This is a genomic window from Ruegeria sp. I1, from assembly GCF_056532675.1.
Genome location: NZ_JBQFNM010000006.1, coordinates 288,116 through 307,477, shown reverse-complemented (window position 1 = coordinate 307,477; position 19,362 = coordinate 288,116). Strand labels below are relative to the sequence as shown.

Annotated in this window: 19 protein-coding genes; 12 read left to right on the top strand and 7 right to left on the bottom strand. The window is 55.3% G+C overall.

Features of this window, described 5'->3' with window-relative positions:
* From ACR0DH_RS13720 to pedF, 4 genes are all read right to left on the bottom strand, one after another.
* Positions 1-238 (bottom strand): (2Fe-2S)-binding protein (locus tag ACR0DH_RS13720; protein ID WP_480549888.1); only part of this gene is annotated, 238 nt, incomplete at its 3' end.
* A gap of 24 nt (positions 239-262) precedes the next feature.
* Positions 263-802 (bottom strand): SRPBCC family protein, encoded by a 540-nt coding sequence (locus tag ACR0DH_RS13715; RefSeq protein WP_480549886.1) that lies wholly within the window; start codon positions 800-802, stop codon positions 263-265.
* A gap of 70 nt (positions 803-872) precedes the next feature.
* On the bottom strand, positions 873-1,769 hold the full coding sequence (locus tag ACR0DH_RS13710; RefSeq protein ID WP_480549884.1) for a substrate-binding periplasmic protein: 897 nt from the start codon (positions 1,767-1,769) through the stop codon (positions 873-875).
* Positions 1,770-1,787: 18 nt separating this feature from the next.
* Positions 1,788-2,468 carry a cytochrome c-550 PedF gene (gene pedF / locus ACR0DH_RS13705; protein WP_480549882.1) on the bottom strand — a complete coding sequence of 227 codons (681 nt, stop codon included), beginning with the start codon at positions 2,466-2,468 and terminating at the stop codon, positions 1,788-1,790.
* Between the two features lie 158 nt (positions 2,469-2,626).
* On the opposite strand from pedF, the gene ACR0DH_RS13700 reads away from it, so the two are divergent.
* The 6 genes from ACR0DH_RS13700 (at position 2,627) to ACR0DH_RS13675 (ending at position 7,353) form a co-directional block, all read left to right on the top strand.
* Positions 2,627-3,793 carry an ABC transporter substrate-binding protein gene (locus ACR0DH_RS13700; protein WP_480549880.1) on the top strand — a complete coding sequence of 389 codons (1,167 nt, stop codon included), beginning with the start codon at positions 2,627-2,629 and terminating at the stop codon, positions 3,791-3,793.
* Positions 3,794-3,798: 5 nt separating this feature from the next.
* Entirely contained in the window at positions 3,799-4,761 is a 963-nt protein-coding gene (locus ACR0DH_RS13695) for a YVTN family beta-propeller repeat protein (RefSeq protein WP_480549878.1), read from the top strand.
* 20 nt (positions 4,762-4,781) lie between these two features.
* Positions 4,782-5,234, top strand: a complete 453-nt coding sequence (locus ACR0DH_RS13690) for a cupredoxin domain-containing protein (RefSeq protein WP_480549876.1) — start codon at positions 4,782-4,784, stop codon at positions 5,232-5,234.
* Positions 5,231-5,950 (top strand): ABC transporter ATP-binding protein, encoded by a 720-nt coding sequence (locus ACR0DH_RS13685; RefSeq protein ID WP_480549874.1) that lies wholly within the window; start codon positions 5,231-5,233, stop codon positions 5,948-5,950. The genes ACR0DH_RS13690 and ACR0DH_RS13685 overlap by 4 nt, the downstream gene beginning before the upstream one ends.
* Positions 5,947-6,738: an ABC transporter permease gene (locus ACR0DH_RS13680; protein WP_480549872.1), complete on the top strand. Its 792-nt coding sequence runs from the start codon at positions 5,947-5,949 to the stop codon at positions 6,736-6,738. The genes ACR0DH_RS13685 and ACR0DH_RS13680 overlap by 4 nt, the downstream gene beginning before the upstream one ends.
* A gap of 75 nt (positions 6,739-6,813) precedes the next feature.
* On the top strand, positions 6,814-7,353 hold the full coding sequence (locus ACR0DH_RS13675) for an SEL1-like repeat protein (RefSeq protein WP_480549870.1): 540 nt from the start codon (positions 6,814-6,816) through the stop codon (positions 7,351-7,353).
* A 3-nt stretch (positions 7,354-7,356) separates the two neighbouring features.
* On the opposite strand, the gene ACR0DH_RS13670 is transcribed toward ACR0DH_RS13675, so the two are convergent.
* The gene (locus ACR0DH_RS13670) at positions 7,357-7,911 is read right to left on the bottom strand and encodes a hypothetical protein (RefSeq protein WP_480549868.1); all 555 of its coding nucleotides are present in this window, start codon (positions 7,909-7,911) and stop codon (positions 7,357-7,359) included.
* A gap of 173 nt (positions 7,912-8,084) precedes the next feature.
* On the opposite strand from ACR0DH_RS13670, the gene ACR0DH_RS13665 reads away from it, so the two are divergent.
* From ACR0DH_RS13665 to ACR0DH_RS13650, 4 genes are all read left to right on the top strand, one after another.
* Positions 8,085-9,851, top strand: coding sequence for a PQQ-dependent methanol/ethanol family dehydrogenase (locus ACR0DH_RS13665; protein ID WP_480544508.1), 1,767 nt, complete (start codon positions 8,085-8,087; stop codon positions 9,849-9,851).
* A gap of 145 nt (positions 9,852-9,996) precedes the next feature.
* Positions 9,997-10,674, top strand: a complete 678-nt coding sequence (locus ACR0DH_RS13660; protein ID WP_480544509.1) for a response regulator — start codon at positions 9,997-9,999, stop codon at positions 10,672-10,674.
* A 53-nt stretch (positions 10,675-10,727) separates the two neighbouring features.
* On the top strand, positions 10,728-11,897 hold the full coding sequence (locus ACR0DH_RS13655; RefSeq protein ID WP_480549865.1) for an FIST N-terminal domain-containing protein: 1,170 nt from the start codon (positions 10,728-10,730) through the stop codon (positions 11,895-11,897).
* Positions 11,898-11,900: 3 nt separating this feature from the next.
* A complete protein-coding gene (locus ACR0DH_RS13650) occupies positions 11,901-14,117 on the top strand; it encodes a hybrid sensor histidine kinase/response regulator (RefSeq protein ID WP_480549863.1) in 2,217 nt (738 codons plus the stop codon).
* A gap of 25 nt (positions 14,118-14,142) precedes the next feature.
* On the opposite strand, the gene ACR0DH_RS13645 is transcribed toward ACR0DH_RS13650, so the two are convergent.
* Together ACR0DH_RS13645 and ACR0DH_RS13640 are read right to left on the bottom strand one after the other, a co-directional pair.
* Entirely contained in the window at positions 14,143-14,700 is a 558-nt protein-coding gene (locus ACR0DH_RS13645; protein WP_480544512.1) for a tetratricopeptide repeat protein, read from the bottom strand.
* Between the two features lie 277 nt (positions 14,701-14,977).
* Positions 14,978-15,373, bottom strand: coding sequence for a RidA family protein (locus ACR0DH_RS13640; RefSeq protein ID WP_480549861.1), 396 nt, complete (start codon positions 15,371-15,373; stop codon positions 14,978-14,980).
* Between the two features lie 86 nt (positions 15,374-15,459).
* Here ACR0DH_RS13640 and ACR0DH_RS13635 point away from each other — a divergent pair, with 86 nt between their 5' ends.
* Positions 15,460-16,179, top strand: coding sequence for a helix-turn-helix transcriptional regulator (locus ACR0DH_RS13635; protein ID WP_480549859.1), 720 nt, complete (start codon positions 15,460-15,462; stop codon positions 16,177-16,179).
* Between the two features lie 218 nt (positions 16,180-16,397).
* Entirely contained in the window at positions 16,398-19,349 is a 2,952-nt protein-coding gene (locus ACR0DH_RS13630; protein WP_480549857.1) for an NAD(P)-dependent oxidoreductase, read from the top strand.
* The last annotated feature ends 13 nt before the right edge of the window (positions 19,350-19,362 follow it).

The following is a 19,362-nucleotide window of genomic DNA, read 5'->3' as shown; positions in this document are numbered from 1 at the left end:
TGGACTGGCCTTCAATCGTGCCAACCTCAGCCCCATCCGCCTCAACTGCCAGCATGTTGCAAGACTTCACCGCCTCACCGTTCACATGCACAACACAGGCCCCACATTGCGCCGTGTCACACCCAACATGCGTCCCAGTCAAACTCAAATGATCCCGCAAAAAACCAGACAATAACGTCCGACCCTCTACATCGCCACTCACGGCCTTACCGTTCACAGTCATTGAAATCTCGGCCATAACATCCTCCCTAAAACTCTCTGCTCAAACGCCCAGAACGCGTTTGAGCCAGCCTTTCTTTTCTTCTGTCTCTTGAACTGGCTCAATCGGCTCTGCCGTGGCCTCATCTTTCGCAGCAACCGGTTCGACTTCGACCGCGCCCTGGAAATTCTCGAAGAACTGGTCGGCCATCTTCTTGGCCACACCGTCGATGATCCGGCCACCCAGTTGCGCCAGCTTGCCACCCACCCGGGCATCAACACTATAGGCCAACAACGTCCCTTCCGGTGTGTCGGACAGGGTGACATCGGCAGAACCCTTGGCGAACCCCGCCGCACCGCCTTTGCCCTCACCTGATAGCTTGACGCTTTGCTGATCGACCATGTCAGACAATGTGACCGAGCCTTTGAAGGTGGCTTTGACCGGCCCGACCTTCTGCACCACGGTTGCTTCAAAACCGTCAGCGGCCGTGCCTGACATTTCTTTGCAGCCCGGTACGCAATCTTTCAGTACTTCTGCAGACAACAACGCATCCCAGACTTTGGACCTTGGTGCTGCTATGACGCGGCTATCCTGTAGCTCCATGTCACTCCCTCCAAATTTCCTGCTACGCTACGCGGTGATTGGCGTGCTGCCTATTCGACCTTGGGAGTAGTCAGCGAAGTTTCGGAGGGGTGTGGGTTAGGCCATGGGTTTCAAAGATCTTTTGGATTCGCCCATCTTGCAAAGCAGCATATATGGCGTCATCGATCGCGTAGCTGAGACCGCGATAGGCAAAATGAACGGCGACGCCGCTGGTCCAGGTGCTGACAGCAAAACCCGGCAGCGGGGGTGTATGGATGTCCAGATCCTGCGTAAGCCCGGCCTCCAGTTGCGCGCGTGGGCCCATGGCCGCCATCGTTTCCCCCTGGGCCAGGGCGGCCATCGCCTGTTCTGCGGTTGGGAACCTGCGCAGATTTTGTGAAAGCTGGCCACCCGGAAAAGATGACAGGTAGAAATCCGCAATCGAGTCGTTTTCCACGGCCACCGTGTCAAACCGGAAATAGGCCGGGACCGGGGGGTTTTCGGGGTAGGCATCGCGGCGATACGCGATGGCGATCTCTTCGTCGTGATATTGCCCGGTAAAGACAACCTGCTCAACGCGGCAGGCGAATTCACTGTCATAGGGGATATGCAGCATCACATTGGCCACGCGACCATTGATCAGCGGGCCTTTCCAGATCCAGTTGCGCAAATCGGCTTCGAGGTTTTCCCCAGCGGCAACCAGATTAAACCTTGGTTCGACCCCCAGATCCTCGGCGATCAGCTTCCCGATTTCGATATCTACGCCCTGTATCTTGCCTTCTTTTTCAAACGACCAGGGGGGGAAGTCCTCGTAGGCGGCAAAGTCGATATAGCCGCGCTCGACAATGGTATCGAGATCGGCGCCGACAATATCCCGACTGGCATTTTGAGGTTTAGGTTGAGGCACATGATCTTCGCATCTGGCCAGAGCCGACCCGGTTGAAAGGGCGGCAGCTAACAGGGAGAATAAGAAGAGCGATTTGAACATGTGCCTCAGTCTGCCGTGCTATTGCGCTGCAGACAATCCGATAGTCAGTTGTTCGGCGGCCTCTGCGAAATCAGGGCTGTCACCCGAGATCAGAATAGCGGCGCGCAAGGCGACACTGTCTGCAACCGGCGCGCCCGATCCTGTTTCGATCGAACTGGCAATCTCGTCTAGCTCTGCCTGCAATGCGCTTGCATCTGCATCGCCACCATCCGCCATTCCGGCGAGGATATCCCTGATTTCTTTAAGCCGTTCGGAATGATCATCCAAGGCACCGTCATCGGGACGGGTTTCAATATAGGTCCGGATCGCCCAGGCCGCTTTTTGACCCAGCAGATCTCCGAAAGCGGGCATTTTGGTAATGCCGTTCTGTGTATAGCCTTCGCGGAAGCGCTCGATATACCATTCGTCGCCATATTCTTCGGCTTCGAGATAGCGCAGGTCCGGGGCCAGCCCGCCCGAGACACCGCCCAGCCCATGGCACCGGGCACAGTTCTGGTTGTAGCCCGAGTCTCCGATTTCGATGGCCGCTTGCCAAACCTCTTCCCCCTGATCGCGATAGGGGTTTTCGATTAGCCACTCTTCGCTCACGTCGGGCAGAATATCCGTGTTCACCGGTTGCGGCGCGACGTCGCCATGGGCCAGCGCCATGCCTCCGGCGGTGATAGCGCCCAGCACTGCACCATAAAATCCAAGACGCATCTTCTCCTCCTTCTGATGCTTTCTCCGGTCATAGCCCAAGCAGAATCACCGCGAAATTCGACCTTGGTTGCACATCCGCGCTGATTTTCGACTAAGGTCCAATAGGCGCTCGGGGGTGCGGCCTGCTTTAGTCTGGCCGATAGGGAGGAGGCCCATACATGTTCAGGATATTCCGTGTTTTCGCGGTGTTAACCCTGCTGCCCGGTATGGCCATGGCCGAGCTGGAAATCTCGGTCACATATCTGCAGCTTCAGACAGCCAGACCGCCGGTTCTGTCCAATCTGGACCCTTTGCCGGAAGATCTGGGTGTATCCGGGGCCGAGCTAGGGCTTGCAGACAATCTGACAACGGCAAAGTTTCTGGGTCACAAATACACTCTGGATGTCCAAACCGTGCCCGAGGATGGTGACTGGCTGGCCGCCGCACGGCAGGCCCTGAGCAGAACACCTTATTTGATTCTGGACGCTCCTGCTCAGGCGCAGCTTGAGGTTGCGGATTTGCCCGAGGCGGCAGCGGCCGTTTTGTTCAACGCTTCTGCCCCCGAGTTGTCGATCCGGGATGAGGCATGCCGAGCCAATCTGCTGCATACGTTGCCCTCAAATGTCATGAGAACCGATGCGCTGGCACAGTTTCTGGTTAAGCGCCGGTGGCAGAGGCTGGTACTGGTGTCCGGGGTACGTCCGGGTGATCAGGCATTTGCAGCCGCGATCAAACGTTCGCTTGAGAAGTTTCGGCTGGATCTAAAAGCAGAGAAAACATGGGTTTTTGACGCCGATCTGCGCCGCAACGCCGCGCAAGAAGTGCCATTGTTTACCCAGGATTTTGGCGATTACGACGTTTTGTTGGTCGCGGATGAATTGGATGATTTCGGCCGTTACATCGCATTCAATACATGGGAGGCACGGCCCGTGGCCGGATCCGAAGGTTTGCAGCCCGTCACATGGTCTCGGGTGGTTGAACAATGGGGTGCGGCGCAGATGCAAAATCGGTTCTTTGACCAGTCCGGCCGGGCAATGAGGCCGAAGGACTACGCCGCCTGGGCTGCATACCGGTCTTTGGGCGAAGCCGTCACGCGCACCAATTCTGACGATCCGGAAACATTGCGGGCGTACATTCTGTCGGACGATTTCGAACTGGCGGGTTTCAAGGGCCGTGCGATGAATTTTCGCCATTGGAATGGTCAGTTGCGCCAACCGATCCCTCTGGTGACGGATCGGGCCGTGGTGGCGATGGCCCCGCTTGAAGGATTTTTGCACCAACGTACCGAGTTGGACACGTTGGGTATCGATCAAGCCGAAAGCCAATGCCAGGCATTCAAGGAGTGACACGGATGAGACTAGCAGCACTTTTGGCAGCAACCGCGCTTTGTGCTCCGGCGGCTGCGGATGAGATTTGGATAAGCAACGAGAAAGACGACACGCTGAGTGTAATCGATATTGAAACACTTGAGGTGATCAGAACCATCGAGACGGGAGAGCGCCCGCGGGGCATTACGTTCTCAAAGGATTACTCGGTCCTCTATATCTGCGCATCCGACAGCGATGCCGTGCAGGTTATGGACCCTGAGACCGGCGAAATCTTGCATGATTTACCATCGGGTGAAGACCCGGAACAATTCGTGCTGCATCCCAATGATCGGCATTTGTACATTGCTAACGAAGATGACGCGATAACAACTGTTGTTGACACCGAGTCGCGCGAAGTGATCGCCCAGATTGATGTTGGGATTGAGCCAGAGGGTATGGCCGTCTCACCGGATGGGAAGATTGCCATTACCACGTCCGAGACGACGAATATGGCACATTGGATCGACACGGAAACGCGTGAGTTGTTTGCCAACACGTTGGTCGATTCGCGCCCGCGCCACGCGGAATTCCTGAAGGATGGCGCCGAGCTGTGGGTGAGTTCCGAGATCGGAGGCACGATCACAGTGTTTGATGTCGCCTCGCAGACGGAAAAAGCCAAGATCGAGTTTGAGGTTGAAGGTGTACACCCTGACAGGGTGCAACCCGTCGGATTCGAGCTGTCGAACGATGATGAGATCGCCTTTGTCGCCCTTGGGCCGTCGAACCACGTGGCGGCGGTGAATGCCGAAACCTACGAAGTGGAAGACTACATTCTGGTCGGGCGCAGGGTTTGGCATATGGATTTCAACGCGGACAAATCGCTGTTGTTCACCACCAACGGCGTGTCAGGCGACGTGACTGTGATCGACGTTGCCAAACGCGAACCGATCAAGACGATCAAGGTCGGCCGGTTCCCGTGGGGCGCGGCTTTCCGCCCAACCAATTGAGCAAAACAGGGAGATATAAGATGGTTCGACTAACAACGCTGGTCGCGATGCTGGCTTTGGCTGTGCCGACGGCGGCTTTGGCAGATGATGACGACGATGATGATGGGTTTGGCCTCGCGGGTTTGCTGTCAGCCAAAAATAAAGAGGACCTGCCGCCAATCACCTTGTCTGCTGGCGTCCCATTGTCTGAAGCGCCTTGGGAGTTGAAGTCCGGCACCTATTATGAGTTCGAAATTCAAGGCGATGGCAGTCAGGAACTTGCCATTGTCGGGCCAGAGTTTTTTCGCGCAATCTGGGTGGATGAGATTGTGGTCGAAGGGCTGGAAATCCGACCACTGGGTGTCGATTCAATCGAGTTCGATGAGGCGGGCGAGATGGAAATAGGCTTTGTCGCCATCAAACCAGGCAGTTACTATCTGAAGGTGCCGGGTAGCACGGGCGAAACACAACGGCTGGAGATTACCATTAAGTGACAGGGCTTTCAGTCCGGAATGTCAGCTATGACTATGGCGAAAAGCGTGCCCTTGACGACGTGAGTTTTCACGTTCCACAGGGCGCGTTTTGCGCGCTTTTGGGGCCCAATGGCGCAGGTAAATCCACACTTTTTTCCCTGCTGACCCGTTTGTTTACCACTGCACAGGGCATCATTGAGATTGCGGGGTTCGATATGTCCCGACAGCCTCGCGAAGCCCTTGCGCAGATCGGTGTGGTGTTTCAACAGCCTACCTTGGATTTGGATCTGACCGTCCATAGAAACCTCAGTTACTTTGCTGCGCTTCACGGGCTTTCAGGCCACAAGGCTCAGGCGCGGATTATTGATGCTCTGGAACGGCTGGATATGCGCGAACGTATGGACGAACGGGCGCGCGATCTGAACGGTGGGCATCGCCGACGCTTGGAAATCGCCCGGTGCCTGATACATGAGCCCTCGGTCCTGCTGCTGGATGAACCAACCGTGGGTCTGGATGCGGCGGCACGCAGTTCGATTACGTCGCAGGTTCATGAGCTGTCGGCGCGTAGTGGTCTGACCGTGCTCTGGGCCACCCATTTAACCGATGAGATCGAACCCGATGATCAGATCGCGGTGCTTCACCGGGGGCAGTTGTTGCATCAGGGGATCTGTCGGGATGTGACAGGGGCAAAGCCATTGCAACAGGTGTTTCTGTCCATGACTGGATCAACCGAATGAAAGGCGCCTTTGTTGCTTTGCACGCGATATTGATCCGCGAGGCGTTGCGTTTCGTGAGGCAACGCAGCCGGTTCATTGCAGCTCTGGTGCGCCCATTGGTCTGGCTGATCGTATTCGCAGCCGGGTTCCGCGCGGCTTTGGGTTTGTCGATCATACCACCCTATCAGACATATATTACTTATGAGATATACATCGTACCAGGCCTGTGCGGGATGATCATGCTGTTCAACGGGATGCAAAGCTCACTCAGCCTTGTTTACGATCGCGAGATGGGTTCGATGCGGTTGCTATTGACCAGCCCCTTGCCTCGGTGGTGGCTATTATTCTGCCGTTTGCTGGCCAGCACATCAATTTCCATTCTGCAGGTTTACACCTTTCTCGCTGTTGCAGCGATATATGGAATCGACATGCCGATTATCGGGTATTTCTATGTGTTGCCTGCGCTTATCATCGCCGGGCTTATGCTGGGTGCGTTGGGGATGGCATTATCTTCGACCATCCGGCAGCTTGAGAATTTTGCGGGAGTGATGAATTTTGTCATCTTCCCGATGTTCTTCCTGTCTTCGGCTCTGTATCCATTGTGGAAGATGGCGGAAAGTTCGCGTCTGCTGAGAGATATCTGTTCCCTCAATCCGTTTACTCATGCGGTAGAGCTAATTCGTTTCGCGCTTTACGGGCAGCTCAATCTTGCCGCTTTGGGTTGGACGATCCTCGCTGGCATTGTCTTTTTGGGCTTCGCACTTTGGGGTTACGACCCGGCACGTGGAATGAAACGACCGGGGCGATAACCCATATACGACCATAGCAGGGATGAAATACACCACCCAATGCGATAGTCTTATCTTCAATCGGAGGGTTTGATCATGATCCGCATTGCTTACTGCCTGCTGTTTTTCGGCACGTCTGTCACGGCGCAGACCGTCGAGGATGAATTTGGGACACTTAATCCCCAAGACACCGGCTTTGGCCGTGTTATGAGTAATATTGAAAACGGTGTGACAGACATGACCACCTGCGCCACCGGCTATTACATCACCAAGTCTGGTCGGCATGAAATGGCCCGCACACTTTTTAGAAGCTGTGCCGAAGCGGGATATACAGGCGCGATGACTTGGATGAGCCAATTGGACAACAACGGTCTTGGTGCGGAATACGACCCGGACGCGGCCGCCGCGTGGGATAAGCGCGCCGCAGATCTTGGAGATCCGGTTGGCAAGTTCAACTACGGGCTCAATCTACTGCGCGGGCACGGTGTGCCACAGGATGAACGGTTGGGCCGTGACTATGTAGATAGCGCAGCGCAGGACGGGCTTAAAATTGCAAAGCGTCTTCAGGAGTCGGGCTATGATCCAAACGAGGTCACGCCTGATGCGGATGAATGGAAGTATGCACCGCTGTTCTAAACGTCATTCGATTATTAGCTGGGGCAGCCAATGACTATCCGCATCGGATACGTGAATATCCTGTTCTGAAACAGGTCTTAGATTTCCGTCTTCGGGTGGCGCTGACAGCAGGCCCATATCCATTTCATGCAGGGTGCCGACAAGGTGGTCGCCGTCAATGCGCAGTTGGTAGTAGACACCGTTCCACATATCGATCCCGTACTCGGTGGCCCCCTTGTGGATGAACAGAAGATCGTATTCCAGATCTGTCAGATCGTTTTGCGACACCTGACGTCGCAAGGTGTAGGGGTAGGGGACGTGACACCAGTGCTTTTCTGGCCCCTCCAGACATCGAAACGGGCGCATCGATAAGAAGTGCTCGGCAAAAGGGCCGGAACTCAAATCGATCGTGTATGAAACAGCCCCTTCAGACTCCATGAAATTTAGGCGACCGATCAGTATCTTATGATCTGAGCTGTCCAGCGCGTAGATTTGTTTTTGTCCGTCCAACGGCGCGGCGGACGCACTTGTTTCAAATCCCAAAACGCTGATCAGTATGAACGGAATGAACCTCGACACTGTAGCCTCCTGACAAAAAAGTTGCGTCAATCTAGTTGAAATCCGGCGGTTGCCCCCTACGACCATTGTGCAATTTCGCTCATGGTCCGGTCCGCGAATAATACACTCGCCAACAATTCCGACGCGTCGGAGATTCGGCGTGGAGGAAAGACACAAGTCTAGGGAGGATACCGATGAGCCGGTTTATCATGGCGGCGGTTGCAAGCGTCATCGCGACGAGCGCAGCCTATGCAGAAGTTACCGAAGACGATCTGGCCAATGACCAAACGATTACCAATCAAATCGTTACGAATGGCATGGGACGTCACCTACAGCGCTACAGCCCGCTGGACATGCTGAACAAGGACAACGTCAAGAACCTGCTTCCGGCTTGGGCCTTCAGTCTTGGCGGAGAAAAGCAGCGCGGTCAGGAAACCCAGCCGCTGATCTATGACGGGATGATGTACATCACCGGGTCCTATTCACGCCTCTATGCGATTGATCTGGAGACCGGCAAAGAGGTCTGGCAATACGATGCGCGCCTGCCCGAAGGCATTCTGCCCTGCTGTGACGTGGTCAACCGGGGTGCTGCCATCTATGGCGACAAGGTCATTTTCGGCACGCTGGACGCACGGATCGTAGCGCTGAACAAGGACACGGGCGACGTGGTCTGGCGCGACAAGATTGCCGACTATAAGGCAGGCTATTCTTATACCGCTGCTCCGCTGATCGTTGATGGTCTGGTCATCACCGGCAACTCGGGCGGTGAGTTCGGCATCGTTGGTGCGGTCCAGGCGCGGGACGTCAATACTGGCGATCTGGTCTGGGAACGCCCGGTGATCGAAGGCCACATGGGCACGCTGAATGGCGAAGAAAGCACCATGACGGGTGAGCTGAACGCAACCTGGCCTGGTGACATGTGGAAAACCGGGGGCGGCGCGACATGGCTTGGCGGGTCTTATGACGCCGACACCGATACGCTGGTCTTTGGTGCCGGTAACCCGGCCCCCTGGAACAGCTGGTTGCGCGATGCGGGTACCCCGACTGAAGGCAACAAGGGCGACAACCTCTATGCCGCCAGCCGCATCGGGATCGACCCGAAAACCGGCGAGATCAAGTGGCATTTCCAGACTACCCCGCGTGAAGGCTGGGACTATGACGGTGTGAACGAAGTAGTTGCCTATACCGATCGCGAGGGAAACAAGCGGTTCGCAACCGCCGACCGGAACGGGTACTTCTATGTTTTGAACCGTGAAGATGGCGCCTTTGTCTCGGCTACACCTTTCGTCAAGGACATCTCATGGGCCGACGGTATTGATGAAACGGGTCGACCAATCTTTGTCGAAAACAACCGCCCTGGTGATCCGGCCGCGGCCGCTGATGGCAAAAAGGGTGAGGTGATCTTTGCCTCGCCGTCCTTCCTGGGCGGCAAGAACTGGATGCCGATGGCCTTCTCGCAGAACACCGGCAATTTCTATGTGCCTTCGAACGAATGGGGCATGGATATCTGGAATGAGCCGATCACCTACAAGAAGGGTGCCGCCTATCTGGGTGCGGGCTTTACCATCAAGCCGAACTACGAAGATCACATCGGCTCGCTCAAGGCCATCGACCCCGATACCGGTGAGTGGAAGTGGGAATACAAGAACGACGCTCCGCTGTGGTCGGGCGTGATGACCACGGCTGGTGGGCTTGTCTTCTTCGGCACCCCCGAGGGCGAATTCATCGCGCTGGATGACGAGACCGGCGAGAAACTGTGGTCGTTCCAGACCGGTTCCGGCATCGTCGGTCAGCCTGTGACCTGGGAACAGGATGGCGAGCAGTATGTCTCGATCATCTCCGGCTGGGGCGGTGCGGTTCCGCTTTGGGGCGGTGAAGTAGCCAAGAAGGTCAACTACCTGAACCAGGGCGGTACCTTGTGGACGTTCCGTCTGCCGAAGGAACTTGCCTCAGCAAACTGAACTGCTGGCCAAGTGGAAGAAAAACGCGCGTCAGGTTTGGCGCGCGTTTTTTAACGCATGTACGACTTTCCGACAGTAGGCGGGGTCCGGTCGACTTGCTAGGATTGGTCAGGTTGGGGCAATTTGATTGCAGAGGCCAGAATACATGCTTGCTGAAGCGACTAGAGAAAACGATTTTGAGAAGGTTCTAATCGTAGACGACCATCCGCTGTTTTGCGACGCGTTGTCCATGACGTTGCAAAGTGTTGCGCGGATTGGCGAAATCCACACAGCAGATCGGCTTGAAGACGCAATCGAGCTGATCGCGAAAGGGTTTAGGCCTGACGCGGTGATGCTGGATCTGAACTTGCCGGATGTAGATGGGCTTGAAGGGCTGATACGCCTCAAATCTGTCGCGAATGCCCCGGTTATCGTGGTGTCTTCGCTCTCAGAGAATCGGGTTATCAGTCAGGTCATAAATGCCGGAGCGTCGGGCTACGTTCCCAAGCACAGTCAGCGAGAAATCTTTCGCGCCGCAATTGAAACCGTCCAAACCGGAGGCGTCTTCGTTCCCGATGGATGTGTGCTGATTAACGCGGATGAAGATAGCGAACACAGCGCTGCAGTAAGCAAGTTGATGACCTTAACGAACCAGCAGTCTCGGATACTGCAGTTGATCTGCGAAGGCAAACTGAACAAGCAGATCGCATACGATCTTTCGATTGCTGAAACGACTGTAAAGGCACATGTTACTGCAATAATGCGCAAACTTGGCGTCCAAAGCCGGACCCAGGCCGTGCTGATCGCCAACAAGGCCTCGTTTGCCAGCGTCTTGCAAGAATAGGGTCTAACAGCATACTTTCATAGAAAGTCGCGCCTTTTAGGGAGGATGGCTCGATGAACCAAGCTGTCGGGTGGGCAACGGCCCAGACCCGTTCGCCAGGTATTGTGAGAACAGAATTCGTCCACTGCGACACAGATGATGCAGCGTCTGTGTTGGCGGGCGCGTTTGATGGTGACCCTTTTGCGCTGGTTATCCTTTTTGTAAGCGCCAACGCCGATGCTGGTGCAGTGATCTCGGATGCGCGCGCCGTGTTTGCGCCGGCACCTGTCGTTGGCTGCACCACAGCAGGTGAGCTTGCCGACTGTGGATATAGTGAAGATCTGATTGTCGCGATTGGATTTCCGCAAAGTCATTTCGAAGCCCGTACAGTGTTGGTGCCCGATCTTGATGATTTTTCGTCCAAAGACATCATCAATGAGATGATCGACAACCGAAATCAGATGATGACTGCTGCACCGGATTGGCGACATGAGTTCACGTTTTTGATGATAGATGGTTTGTCCACCAAAGAAGATGCGCTGACTTCAGAGCTTGCCGTTGGCTTAGGCCCTGTGCCGCTGTTTGGTGGGTCCGCCGGAGACGGAACGCGTTTTGATAGCACCTTTGTGCTGTCGGATGGGCAGGCCTTGCAAAATGCGGCCGTCCTTTGCCAACTGCGCACGCGGTGTCCGATCAAGGTGTTCAAAACCGATCACTTTATCCCCAGCGCCCAACGCATGGTTGTGACAAAGGCCGACCCCGTCAAACGCATCGTTCAGGAAATCAACGCCGAGCCCGCTGCGCGCGAATATGCCCGCATCCTTGGTAAAGACCCTGAACAACTGACAACCTTCACCTTTGCGGCCCATCCTGTAGTGGTACAGATAGGCGGGCAGCATCACGTAAGATCCATTCAAAGGGTCGATGAAAACGGTGATTTGGTGTTTTTTTCCGCGATTGACGAAGGTTTGGTTCTGACCTTGGCGGAACCCAGAGATATGGTGGAACATCTCAAGGAAGAGATTGGGCTGTTAACGCGGGATCAGGTGCCAGATACCATTTTGGGTTGTGATTGTATTTTGCGCCGTCTGGAGGCTCAGGAGAAGCAAAAGACAGGGGCGATCTCTCGAGTTTTACGCGAGAACCACGTTGTTGGGTTCTCAACATATGGCGAACAATACAACTCGATCCATGTAAATCAGACACTGACCGGAGTTGCGATTTATCCCCCGGACAAAGGATAAGCGATGATTGAGGCCCTCATCAATCCAGCTGACACGCTCACGCGTCAAAACGAAAAACTCTTGAAGATCGTGGCCGCGTTGATGAAGCGGGTGGAAGAGTCCACGGACGAATCCGGAGCAGCATATGCACAGTTTCAAAGGGCCGCGATGCTGGAGCAGGAGGTGCGCGCCCGCACAGACGACTTGGAACGGGCGCTAGAGCTGCTGAACGATTCGAATGCCCGCCTGGCCACCGCAAATCAAGAAACCGAGGCTGCACGGGCAAACCTAGCCAATGCGATTGAAACCGTGCAAGAAGGATTTGCTCTGTTCAACCTCGAAGAAGAGTTGGTTTTGTGCAACAGCCGTTTCGGACTTCATATGCCGGACATCCAGGATCAGTTGCTTCCTGGATTGCGTTTCACTGAATATGTCGATTTGGTCAGCAGATCGAAATATCTGTCTCTTCCGGAAACGGTCACAACTGAGGAATGGGCACAGCGCAGGTTGGCGCGCCATGCGGATGATCACGTTGTATTCAACGTCCGGCTTAGCGGAAATCGCTGGTCACAGGTTTCAGAACACCGCACACCGGATGGTGGGACTGTTGTTCTGCAAACCGATGTCACAGATATCATGCGGATTGAGCGCAAAGAGCGGGACCGCATTTTGGATGACAAAGCGCGCCTGATCCGTGCCACTTTGGAACATATCGATCAGGGTGTCTGTATATTCGATAATAAGCTGCGACTGGTTGGCTGGAACAATCGCGCCAGCGAGTTGTTGGCCATTCCCATTTTTCAGTTTCAGATGGGTGCACGGTTCAAATCCCTTTTCGACCGTCTGAGCACGACAATCAGCCTGGAAGGTGGTGTGGCAGACACCGACTTGCTGGCCTGGGTCAATCGTCCGACCAACCGGCCTCCGCTAAAGTTTCAGATGCAAAGCGGCGGGTCAAAAATCCTTTCCGTGTTTGCCCAGGAAATGCCGGACCGGGGCTTTGTGATTTCGTTTACGGATGTAACCGCCGAACGACAGTCCGCGCAGGCTTTGTACGAGGCTAAGGAGCTGTTGGAGCAGCGCGTTGCCTCACGAACGATGGAACTTGCGGATGCGTTGAACGATGCAGAGCGTGCAAATGCATCGAAATCCCGTTTTGTTGCTGCGGCAAGCCACGATCTGCTGCAACCTTTGTCGGCTGCAAAGCTATATGTCGCTGCATTGGGCGGTGGATTGGAACCGTCCGAGGCTGGTATCGTCGCGTCTAAGGCCGAAAGCGCGCTAAACAGCGTCGAGCATATTCTCGAAGCCTTGCTCGATATTTCCAAGCTGGATTCTGGTCGCGCATCGGTCCACATGTCGACTGTTTCAATCAAAGAGCTTTTCTCGCAGATGGAAGACGCATTCGGGCCGGTGGCCCAAGCCAAAGGGCTGGATCTACGTTTCGTCGCGACCGATGCGTTGGTCAGAAGCGACGCCACCTATTTGCGTCGAATTCTGCAGAATTTGTTGTCAAATGCGATCCGTTACACTGAAACCGGCAAAGTACTTGTAGGTGTACGGCGGCAGAGGAATAGTTTTTCGATCGAAGTTTGGGATACTGGTATCGGGATCGCGACCGATCAGCAAAATATTGTTTTTCAGGAGTTTCGGCGCTTGAACTCCGACGCGAGTGCGGCCGAAGGAATGGGCTTGGGGCTTGCCATTGTAGAACGCGCCTGCGGATTGCTTAAACATCCTATTCAGCTTCGCTCAGAGCTTGGCCGGGGAACTGGTTTTTCAATTGGCGTACCGTCGGCCAAGTTTACAACTCAACAGAAACCAGATCCGGCGGATGTCGGCGAACCAGAATCCAATATACTGGCCTCGAAAATCGCATTGCTGATCGAAAACGACGAAAGTCTGCGTGGAGCCCTCAGCATGACCATGGAAGCATGGGGTCTACACGTTCTGGAATGCGATAGCGAAAGCCAAGCTTTCCACTTGTTGCAAGAGATTGATATTTTGCCTGATGTGATCGTTGCGGATTTTCAATTGAGTGACGGAAAAACAGGAACCGATGCGGTCGTTGCGTTGACCGGAAGGTTCGGCAACTTGCCCGCCTGCATTGTCTCAGCCAATCGTTCAGCGGAGCTGACAGAGCAATGTAAATCGGCAAGCCTGCCACTACTTCACAAACCAATCGATGCGCAGCTGTTCAGGACGACGCTAGAGACCATCATGGGCTCATCGCGATCTTGAGAGAGATGAGCCCTGTTTCCCGACTTTAGAACAGGGGCTTGTACTTCCACTCGTCAGCATCGGGCGTTACTTCGTCCAGATCATAGTCGGCGCTCTGTAACCTTTTCGCAATTGCCAAGCCGTCCTTTGCTGCCTGATCTATGTAGCTGCGCCCCAATGCCTCATCCTGTTTGATGCCGTGACCTCGCATGAGGTTTAGGCCGTGGTTGAACCTTCCGACTGGATCCCCGAGTTCAGCGGCACGACGGTCCCATTCGGCAGATGCATCCGGGTTATAGTCGCCTCCAAGACCGTTGTTCTCCAATTGGCTCATCCACGTCATGGCTTTGGTGTAACCAGCCTCGGCGCATTTGCGGGTTAGCTTTCTTGCAAGCTCATGGTTGTCGTTTTTGGTAACATTAATGCCCAAGGAGCAGGTTACCGAGTCGATGACACCCATTTCGATTTTGCGGGTCAGCATCTCACGGCCTGTGTCCTGTGGGTTTAGAACACCAAGTTCATCCTCTTTGAACACAGGCGGTTCTTCTGCATGCGCACCGAACGACAGGGCAAGGATTAGGATTGGATACGTAAAGTGTTTCACGAAGCTATCCTCCGACCCAAAGACTATCACGCGACACCAGCTCGTGTCACTTGGACTTTGGTGGTGGGGTGGTGCTGTCGGGGCCCAGACAGCGACCAGTGTCCAATTGGATAGTGTGGGGGCGATCACTCTGCCACCTGTAGGCAAACGACGATCAGCCTATCTGTGATACGATGGGGATGATTTGTCTGGTGGTTATAAATTCACAGGCTTAGAAAATTTGTGGGATTCCTGGATGAAACGACCACAGGGCGTTGCACCATAGCCGTTTCAGAATTCACGCTGCCGCTGTTGCTTCGATTTCGAACAACAATCCGGGGATAGCGAGGCGCGTCACACCCAAGAGCGACATTGGCGGAGCCACTTGATGCGGACCGAACCGCATTCCCAGCAAGTCAAAATTTTTGAGCGCCTGGTCAACGTCGGTCGCATAGATCCCAAGCTTGATGACATTGCTCAGGTTCATGTCTGCCGCGCTGAGAACGGCTTCCATATTATCGAGTGCAAGATTTATCTGTGCGCGCATATCGCCCGGGTGCTGGGGATTACCATCCCCGTCCACCGCCGTTTGTCCCGCACATATTACCTGACGTGACACCCCGTCAATGATCTCAGCCTGGTTGTAGCCAAGCTTGATCGACCAATCCCAAGGGTTCACTGCAGTCCGTTTCATATCGCTATCTCCTTAGTTTTGTTTCCAAAACCTTGGTAGGATGAAACGGTGACAAAATTTGTCACTATTGATGTTAGAATACTCCTATGAACATTCGAAGCAGACATGACGCCATCGTGCGAAACCTTCGTCGGAATGGCACATCTACCGTCGACGCGCTTGCCAAACAGGTCGGAGCCTCGCGCCGAACAATATTGCGCGATATCTCAGCACTGCGGGATGAAGGCTATGTAATCTACTCTGATGTAGGGCGGGGTGGGGGGCTGCAGCTTGATCCACGCTCTATACAGACAACAGCAAAGCTATCGGTGTCCGAGGTTTTTGCGTTGTTAATTAGCGTCGCAACAACACGTGCCGCCGGAAACACACCCTTTTCGGCTCTGGCCGATGCGGGCCTTGCGAAAATCGAAAAGGCGCTACCGGCAGAAAAAGTGAAAGACCTGCGCAGGTTTTTGGATTGTCTCCATATTGGCCAGCTTTCACCGTTAAAGGACTTGTCAGATGTAAGAAAAACCGAGCCTGAGCTCCTTCCTGCATTCGAAGCCGCGTTTCTTCAGCGGCAGTTCGTCCGATTTGTTTATTATGACGCCAAAGGTCAGAAAACGCAGCGCGAAGTCGAACCTCAAGCCATGCTCATACTACCGCCATTGTGGTATCTGGTGGGCTGGGACCGGTTGCGCAAAGACTTTCGTCACTTCAGAATGGACCGGATTGCTGATCCTACGGTCGTTCCTGATACTCAATTCCGCCGGCGCCATGTTCCGTTTGAGGATGATGTCTGTCCTTATCGTGAATTGATCCGCTGAACTTAAACCCGCGTCGCAAAATAGGCTTCGAGCCCGCAGATGTTATGCTTTTATCGATGCAATAGCTCCGCCTCATTCCTCAACAAATACGGAAAGTTCATGTTGGCGCGAACTTGACGTTTGGCAGCGCCAAAACTTCGCAATTTGATGTTTCCTATAGTGAGCAAGGGCGTACGATGTGCGCAAATCGGATGAAGTTGAAATGAGACAGATAGACCATGAGCGAACTTGAAGCGCAGCGCAAAATCTCCATCGAAGCGACACAGAGCGGACCTCCGCCTCGGACAATCAACCCGTTCTTTGGCGTGGGGCCCATCACCGACGTGATTCAAGATGAGGCTGAAGGGCGCAAAAACCGTTTCGACTTTGACCGTTGGTTAGAAGCCACCTATCGCAAGCTTGACGACAACGGTAACGATCTGGGGCCGTTCACCACCGCAGAGATCGGCCGTTCGATGCACCGTGGCTATCCGGCGGATGCAATCCTGCGGGACATGATGTTCCATATCCATCGATATTTTGGCTTCCCCAAATCAAATCCGATGGCTGTGGGCCTTGGCGGCGGCCATAGTGGTTTTACCGTTGCCATCATGCACTTGATGAACCCAAATCTGGATGGTCAGAAACTGTTTGTCGACACCCCGCGCCCGGAATCGGGCGAAGCCACCAAGGGTGGGTTCTTTCGCCAAAGCTGGGGCACACAGATCCTGGAGCTGCAACAGTTTGCCTTCAATGGGCACGAAGACAAGGTTGTGTTTGCGCGCGCTGAAGGCACGATCCCTTCAGCGGACGAACTGGAGGCTATGGGCATCACCCTGTTTGTTGGCGTTGGGCACGAAACCACCGGGGCCACGACCTATACCACCGAAGAAGTCACCTCGCTTCTGGAATGGTTGGACCGCGACCCGGCAAACCGCCACGCGATGATTGATGCAACCTCGATGCTGGGTGGGATGCCTTGGCCGCAAGACGTGGTCGAGGCCTTCATGGCCAAATGCAACATTTTCACCCCGTTTCAGAAAGCCATCGGTGGGATTTCGGGTTACTTCCTGGCGTCGTTCACCCCAGCAGCGATGCAACTGATTGAAGACAACCAGAAGAACCCGGCCTGGGCGATTGCGCGCCAGTTGAAGCTGGTTGTTCCGACCGATGCCAAAAAGTCGCTGACCGGTGAAAAGACAGTGGGTCTTGGCCCGTTCTATGACGCCGCGGCGGACAGGATGACGGGTGGAGTGATCAACACATTCTCGTCGCTGGCTTTCGCTGAAACGACCTATGGCCTGTTGCGTGTCGAAAAGATGTTTGGCTCGGTTGCGGTGATGAACCAGCGCTCGGCCGCCAACCGCGCGCAGATCGATACGTGGCTGGCCGGCCAGGACCTGCTGGTTGCCGGTGTTAGCGATGCTCAGAAACGGGGCGCGGCGGTGACCCTGCTGGCGGTCAACGATCCCGGCATCACCGATCCTGCCATTCACGCGCGCATCATTGCCCGGTCGAAGCAGCTGCTGGGTTACGAAGGGCTGACTCATCCAAATGGCGACTATGAACCTGGCCTGGATGCGGCCCGCTACGTAAATGCCTTCCCCGGCACCCCCGGTGACTATCGCGCCTGGATCGGCGGCATTCGCGAGCCCGAGGATATCGTGCGTCTGCTGGACAACATCTCTTACGCCTATCACCGTGCCAAGGTTGTGGTGCTGGAAGAGGAACTGGCCGCGCAAGGCACCACTTTTGAAGCCTCAGCAACATGCGGCGCGGACCAGCGTAAAGATGACCCGAACCGCGCCTATCGCATTCTGGTCGCGGATCTGGTCGGCCTGAAGTTTGGCACGGACGGGCAGCCGGATGCTTCGGCGGTTAAGGCCTATGTCGAGGAACAGGGCGCAACCTTCACTTATGGTGGCTGGGATGGGTCCGATCTGCCTGCTGGTCAGCATTTCTTCTATCTGCCAGACCTATCCACGCACGAAGAACTGACGGCAGCGTGCTGCGGCAACCAATATGATGCGGTCATCGCGGCGGCGACCTTCTTCCCCGAGAATGCAACGTTCCCCGAAGGCGGCGTACGTATTGGTGCCGGAACCGGCAATATGGCCTGTGCCTGCTGGGGTGGCGGCGACGGCGCGGGCGGTTCTGCCCCGTTGATGAACACCCCCAGCTTCAACAGCCGCGCGACGGCACAGACCGCGATGAAGGCTTTGTTGCGTGTTTTGCCTGATTTGAAGGTTGATGAGATGCACAAGCGTGTTGTTGACGGCGACTTTGACACCGGCAAGCACCTGCGCGATTACCCGACCGAAAAGCTGGAAGGCAAAAGACTGGGCGTGATCGGCTACGGCAATATCGGCCGCGAAGTAGCGAAGCTGGGCAAAGCCTTTGGAATGACCGTCGCCATACATGCGCGCGCGCGGCACCGTCAGTGGATTGAAAGCGAAGGTTTCATCTACGCTGCAACTCCGGAAGAGGCCGCCGCAGGCGCTGATGTGTTGTCGCCTCATACCGGCCTTGGTGCCAGGGGTGCGGATGGTGTCTTTGCCAATGCGGGGCTTGTTGGCGCGTCGGTTCTGAATGCCCTGAATGACGGCGCGGTTCTGGTCAACTACGACCGTGGCGAGGTTGTCGATGCAGACGCGCTGAACGATGCGATGGCATCAGGCAAGGTGGCCTATGCAGCGATCGATGCCGATCTGTTCATCGCAGAGGATGGCAGCCTATTTGGCCCGATGGTGCCTTACCGTCCGCTGATCGACGCCTATCCGGGGCGATTGGAGCTGCTCCCCCATGCGGCAGCGGATACCGAGCACACCTCACGCGTTGAAGGGGCCAAGCAAGCGGTCGATCAGATCCTGTCGGCTATTCGCTATCGCAAAGTGATCAACTGCAAGGGTGATATCCCCGAGGGCTATACCAGCGGCGGCGCACATACTGTCGCCGGGGTCGGAAAAGTATCCGCCTCTGCGATCGTATCGGCAGCAGCAGATGCGGACACGTTGACCCGTCTGCGTGATGCGGCTGAAACACTGGCTGCGATCTGGGGCGCAATTGAAACAACCCGCGACCCGGCCCGCCGGGTGGAATTGATCGAACGTCACGGAGAAGCGTTGACGCTGGCGTCGAACACGCTGCACCGAGACTTTGACGCCTGGGGTCTGGTCGGCGGTTACGACTGATTTGGCTCGGAAA

Bases quoted from the DNA above. Each gene is read 5' to 3' on its own strand.
- ACR0DH_RS13715 (WP_480549886.1), bottom strand. From the start codon at position 802: ATGGAGCTACAGGATAGCCGCGTCATAGCAGCACCAAGGTCCAAAGTC.
- ACR0DH_RS13640 (WP_480549861.1), bottom strand. From the start codon at position 15,373: ATGAAACGGACTGCAGTGAACCCTTGGGATTGGTCGATCAAGCTTGGC.
- ACR0DH_RS13655 (WP_480549865.1), top strand. From the start codon at position 10,728: ATGAACCAAGCTGTCGGGTGGGCAACGGCCCAGACCCGTTCGCCAGGT.
- ACR0DH_RS13660 (WP_480544509.1), top strand. From the start codon at position 9,997: ATGCTTGCTGAAGCGACTAGAGAAAACGATTTTGAGAAGGTTCTAATC.
- ACR0DH_RS13650 (WP_480549863.1), top strand. From the start codon at position 11,901: ATGATTGAGGCCCTCATCAATCCAGCTGACACGCTCACGCGTCAAAAC.
- ACR0DH_RS13635 (WP_480549859.1), top strand. From the start codon at position 15,460: ATGAACATTCGAAGCAGACATGACGCCATCGTGCGAAACCTTCGTCGG.
- ACR0DH_RS13690 (WP_480549876.1), top strand. From the start codon at position 4,782: ATGGTTCGACTAACAACGCTGGTCGCGATGCTGGCTTTGGCTGTGCCG.
- ACR0DH_RS13675 (WP_480549870.1), top strand. From the start codon at position 6,814: ATGATCCGCATTGCTTACTGCCTGCTGTTTTTCGGCACGTCTGTCACG.
- ACR0DH_RS13695 (WP_480549878.1), top strand. From the start codon at position 3,799: ATGAGACTAGCAGCACTTTTGGCAGCAACCGCGCTTTGTGCTCCGGCG.
- pedF (WP_480549882.1), bottom strand. From the start codon at position 2,468: ATGCGTCTTGGATTTTATGGTGCAGTGCTGGGCGCTATCACCGCCGGA.
- ACR0DH_RS13680 (WP_480549872.1), top strand. From the start codon at position 5,947: ATGAAAGGCGCCTTTGTTGCTTTGCACGCGATATTGATCCGCGAGGCG.
- ACR0DH_RS13665 (WP_480544508.1), top strand. From the start codon at position 8,085: ATGAGCCGGTTTATCATGGCGGCGGTTGCAAGCGTCATCGCGACGAGC.
- ACR0DH_RS13710 (WP_480549884.1), bottom strand. From the start codon at position 1,769: ATGTTCAAATCGCTCTTCTTATTCTCCCTGTTAGCTGCCGCCCTTTCA.
- ACR0DH_RS13630 (WP_480549857.1), top strand. From the start codon at position 16,398: ATGAGCGAACTTGAAGCGCAGCGCAAAATCTCCATCGAAGCGACACAG.
- ACR0DH_RS13700 (WP_480549880.1), top strand. From the start codon at position 2,627: ATGTTCAGGATATTCCGTGTTTTCGCGGTGTTAACCCTGCTGCCCGGT.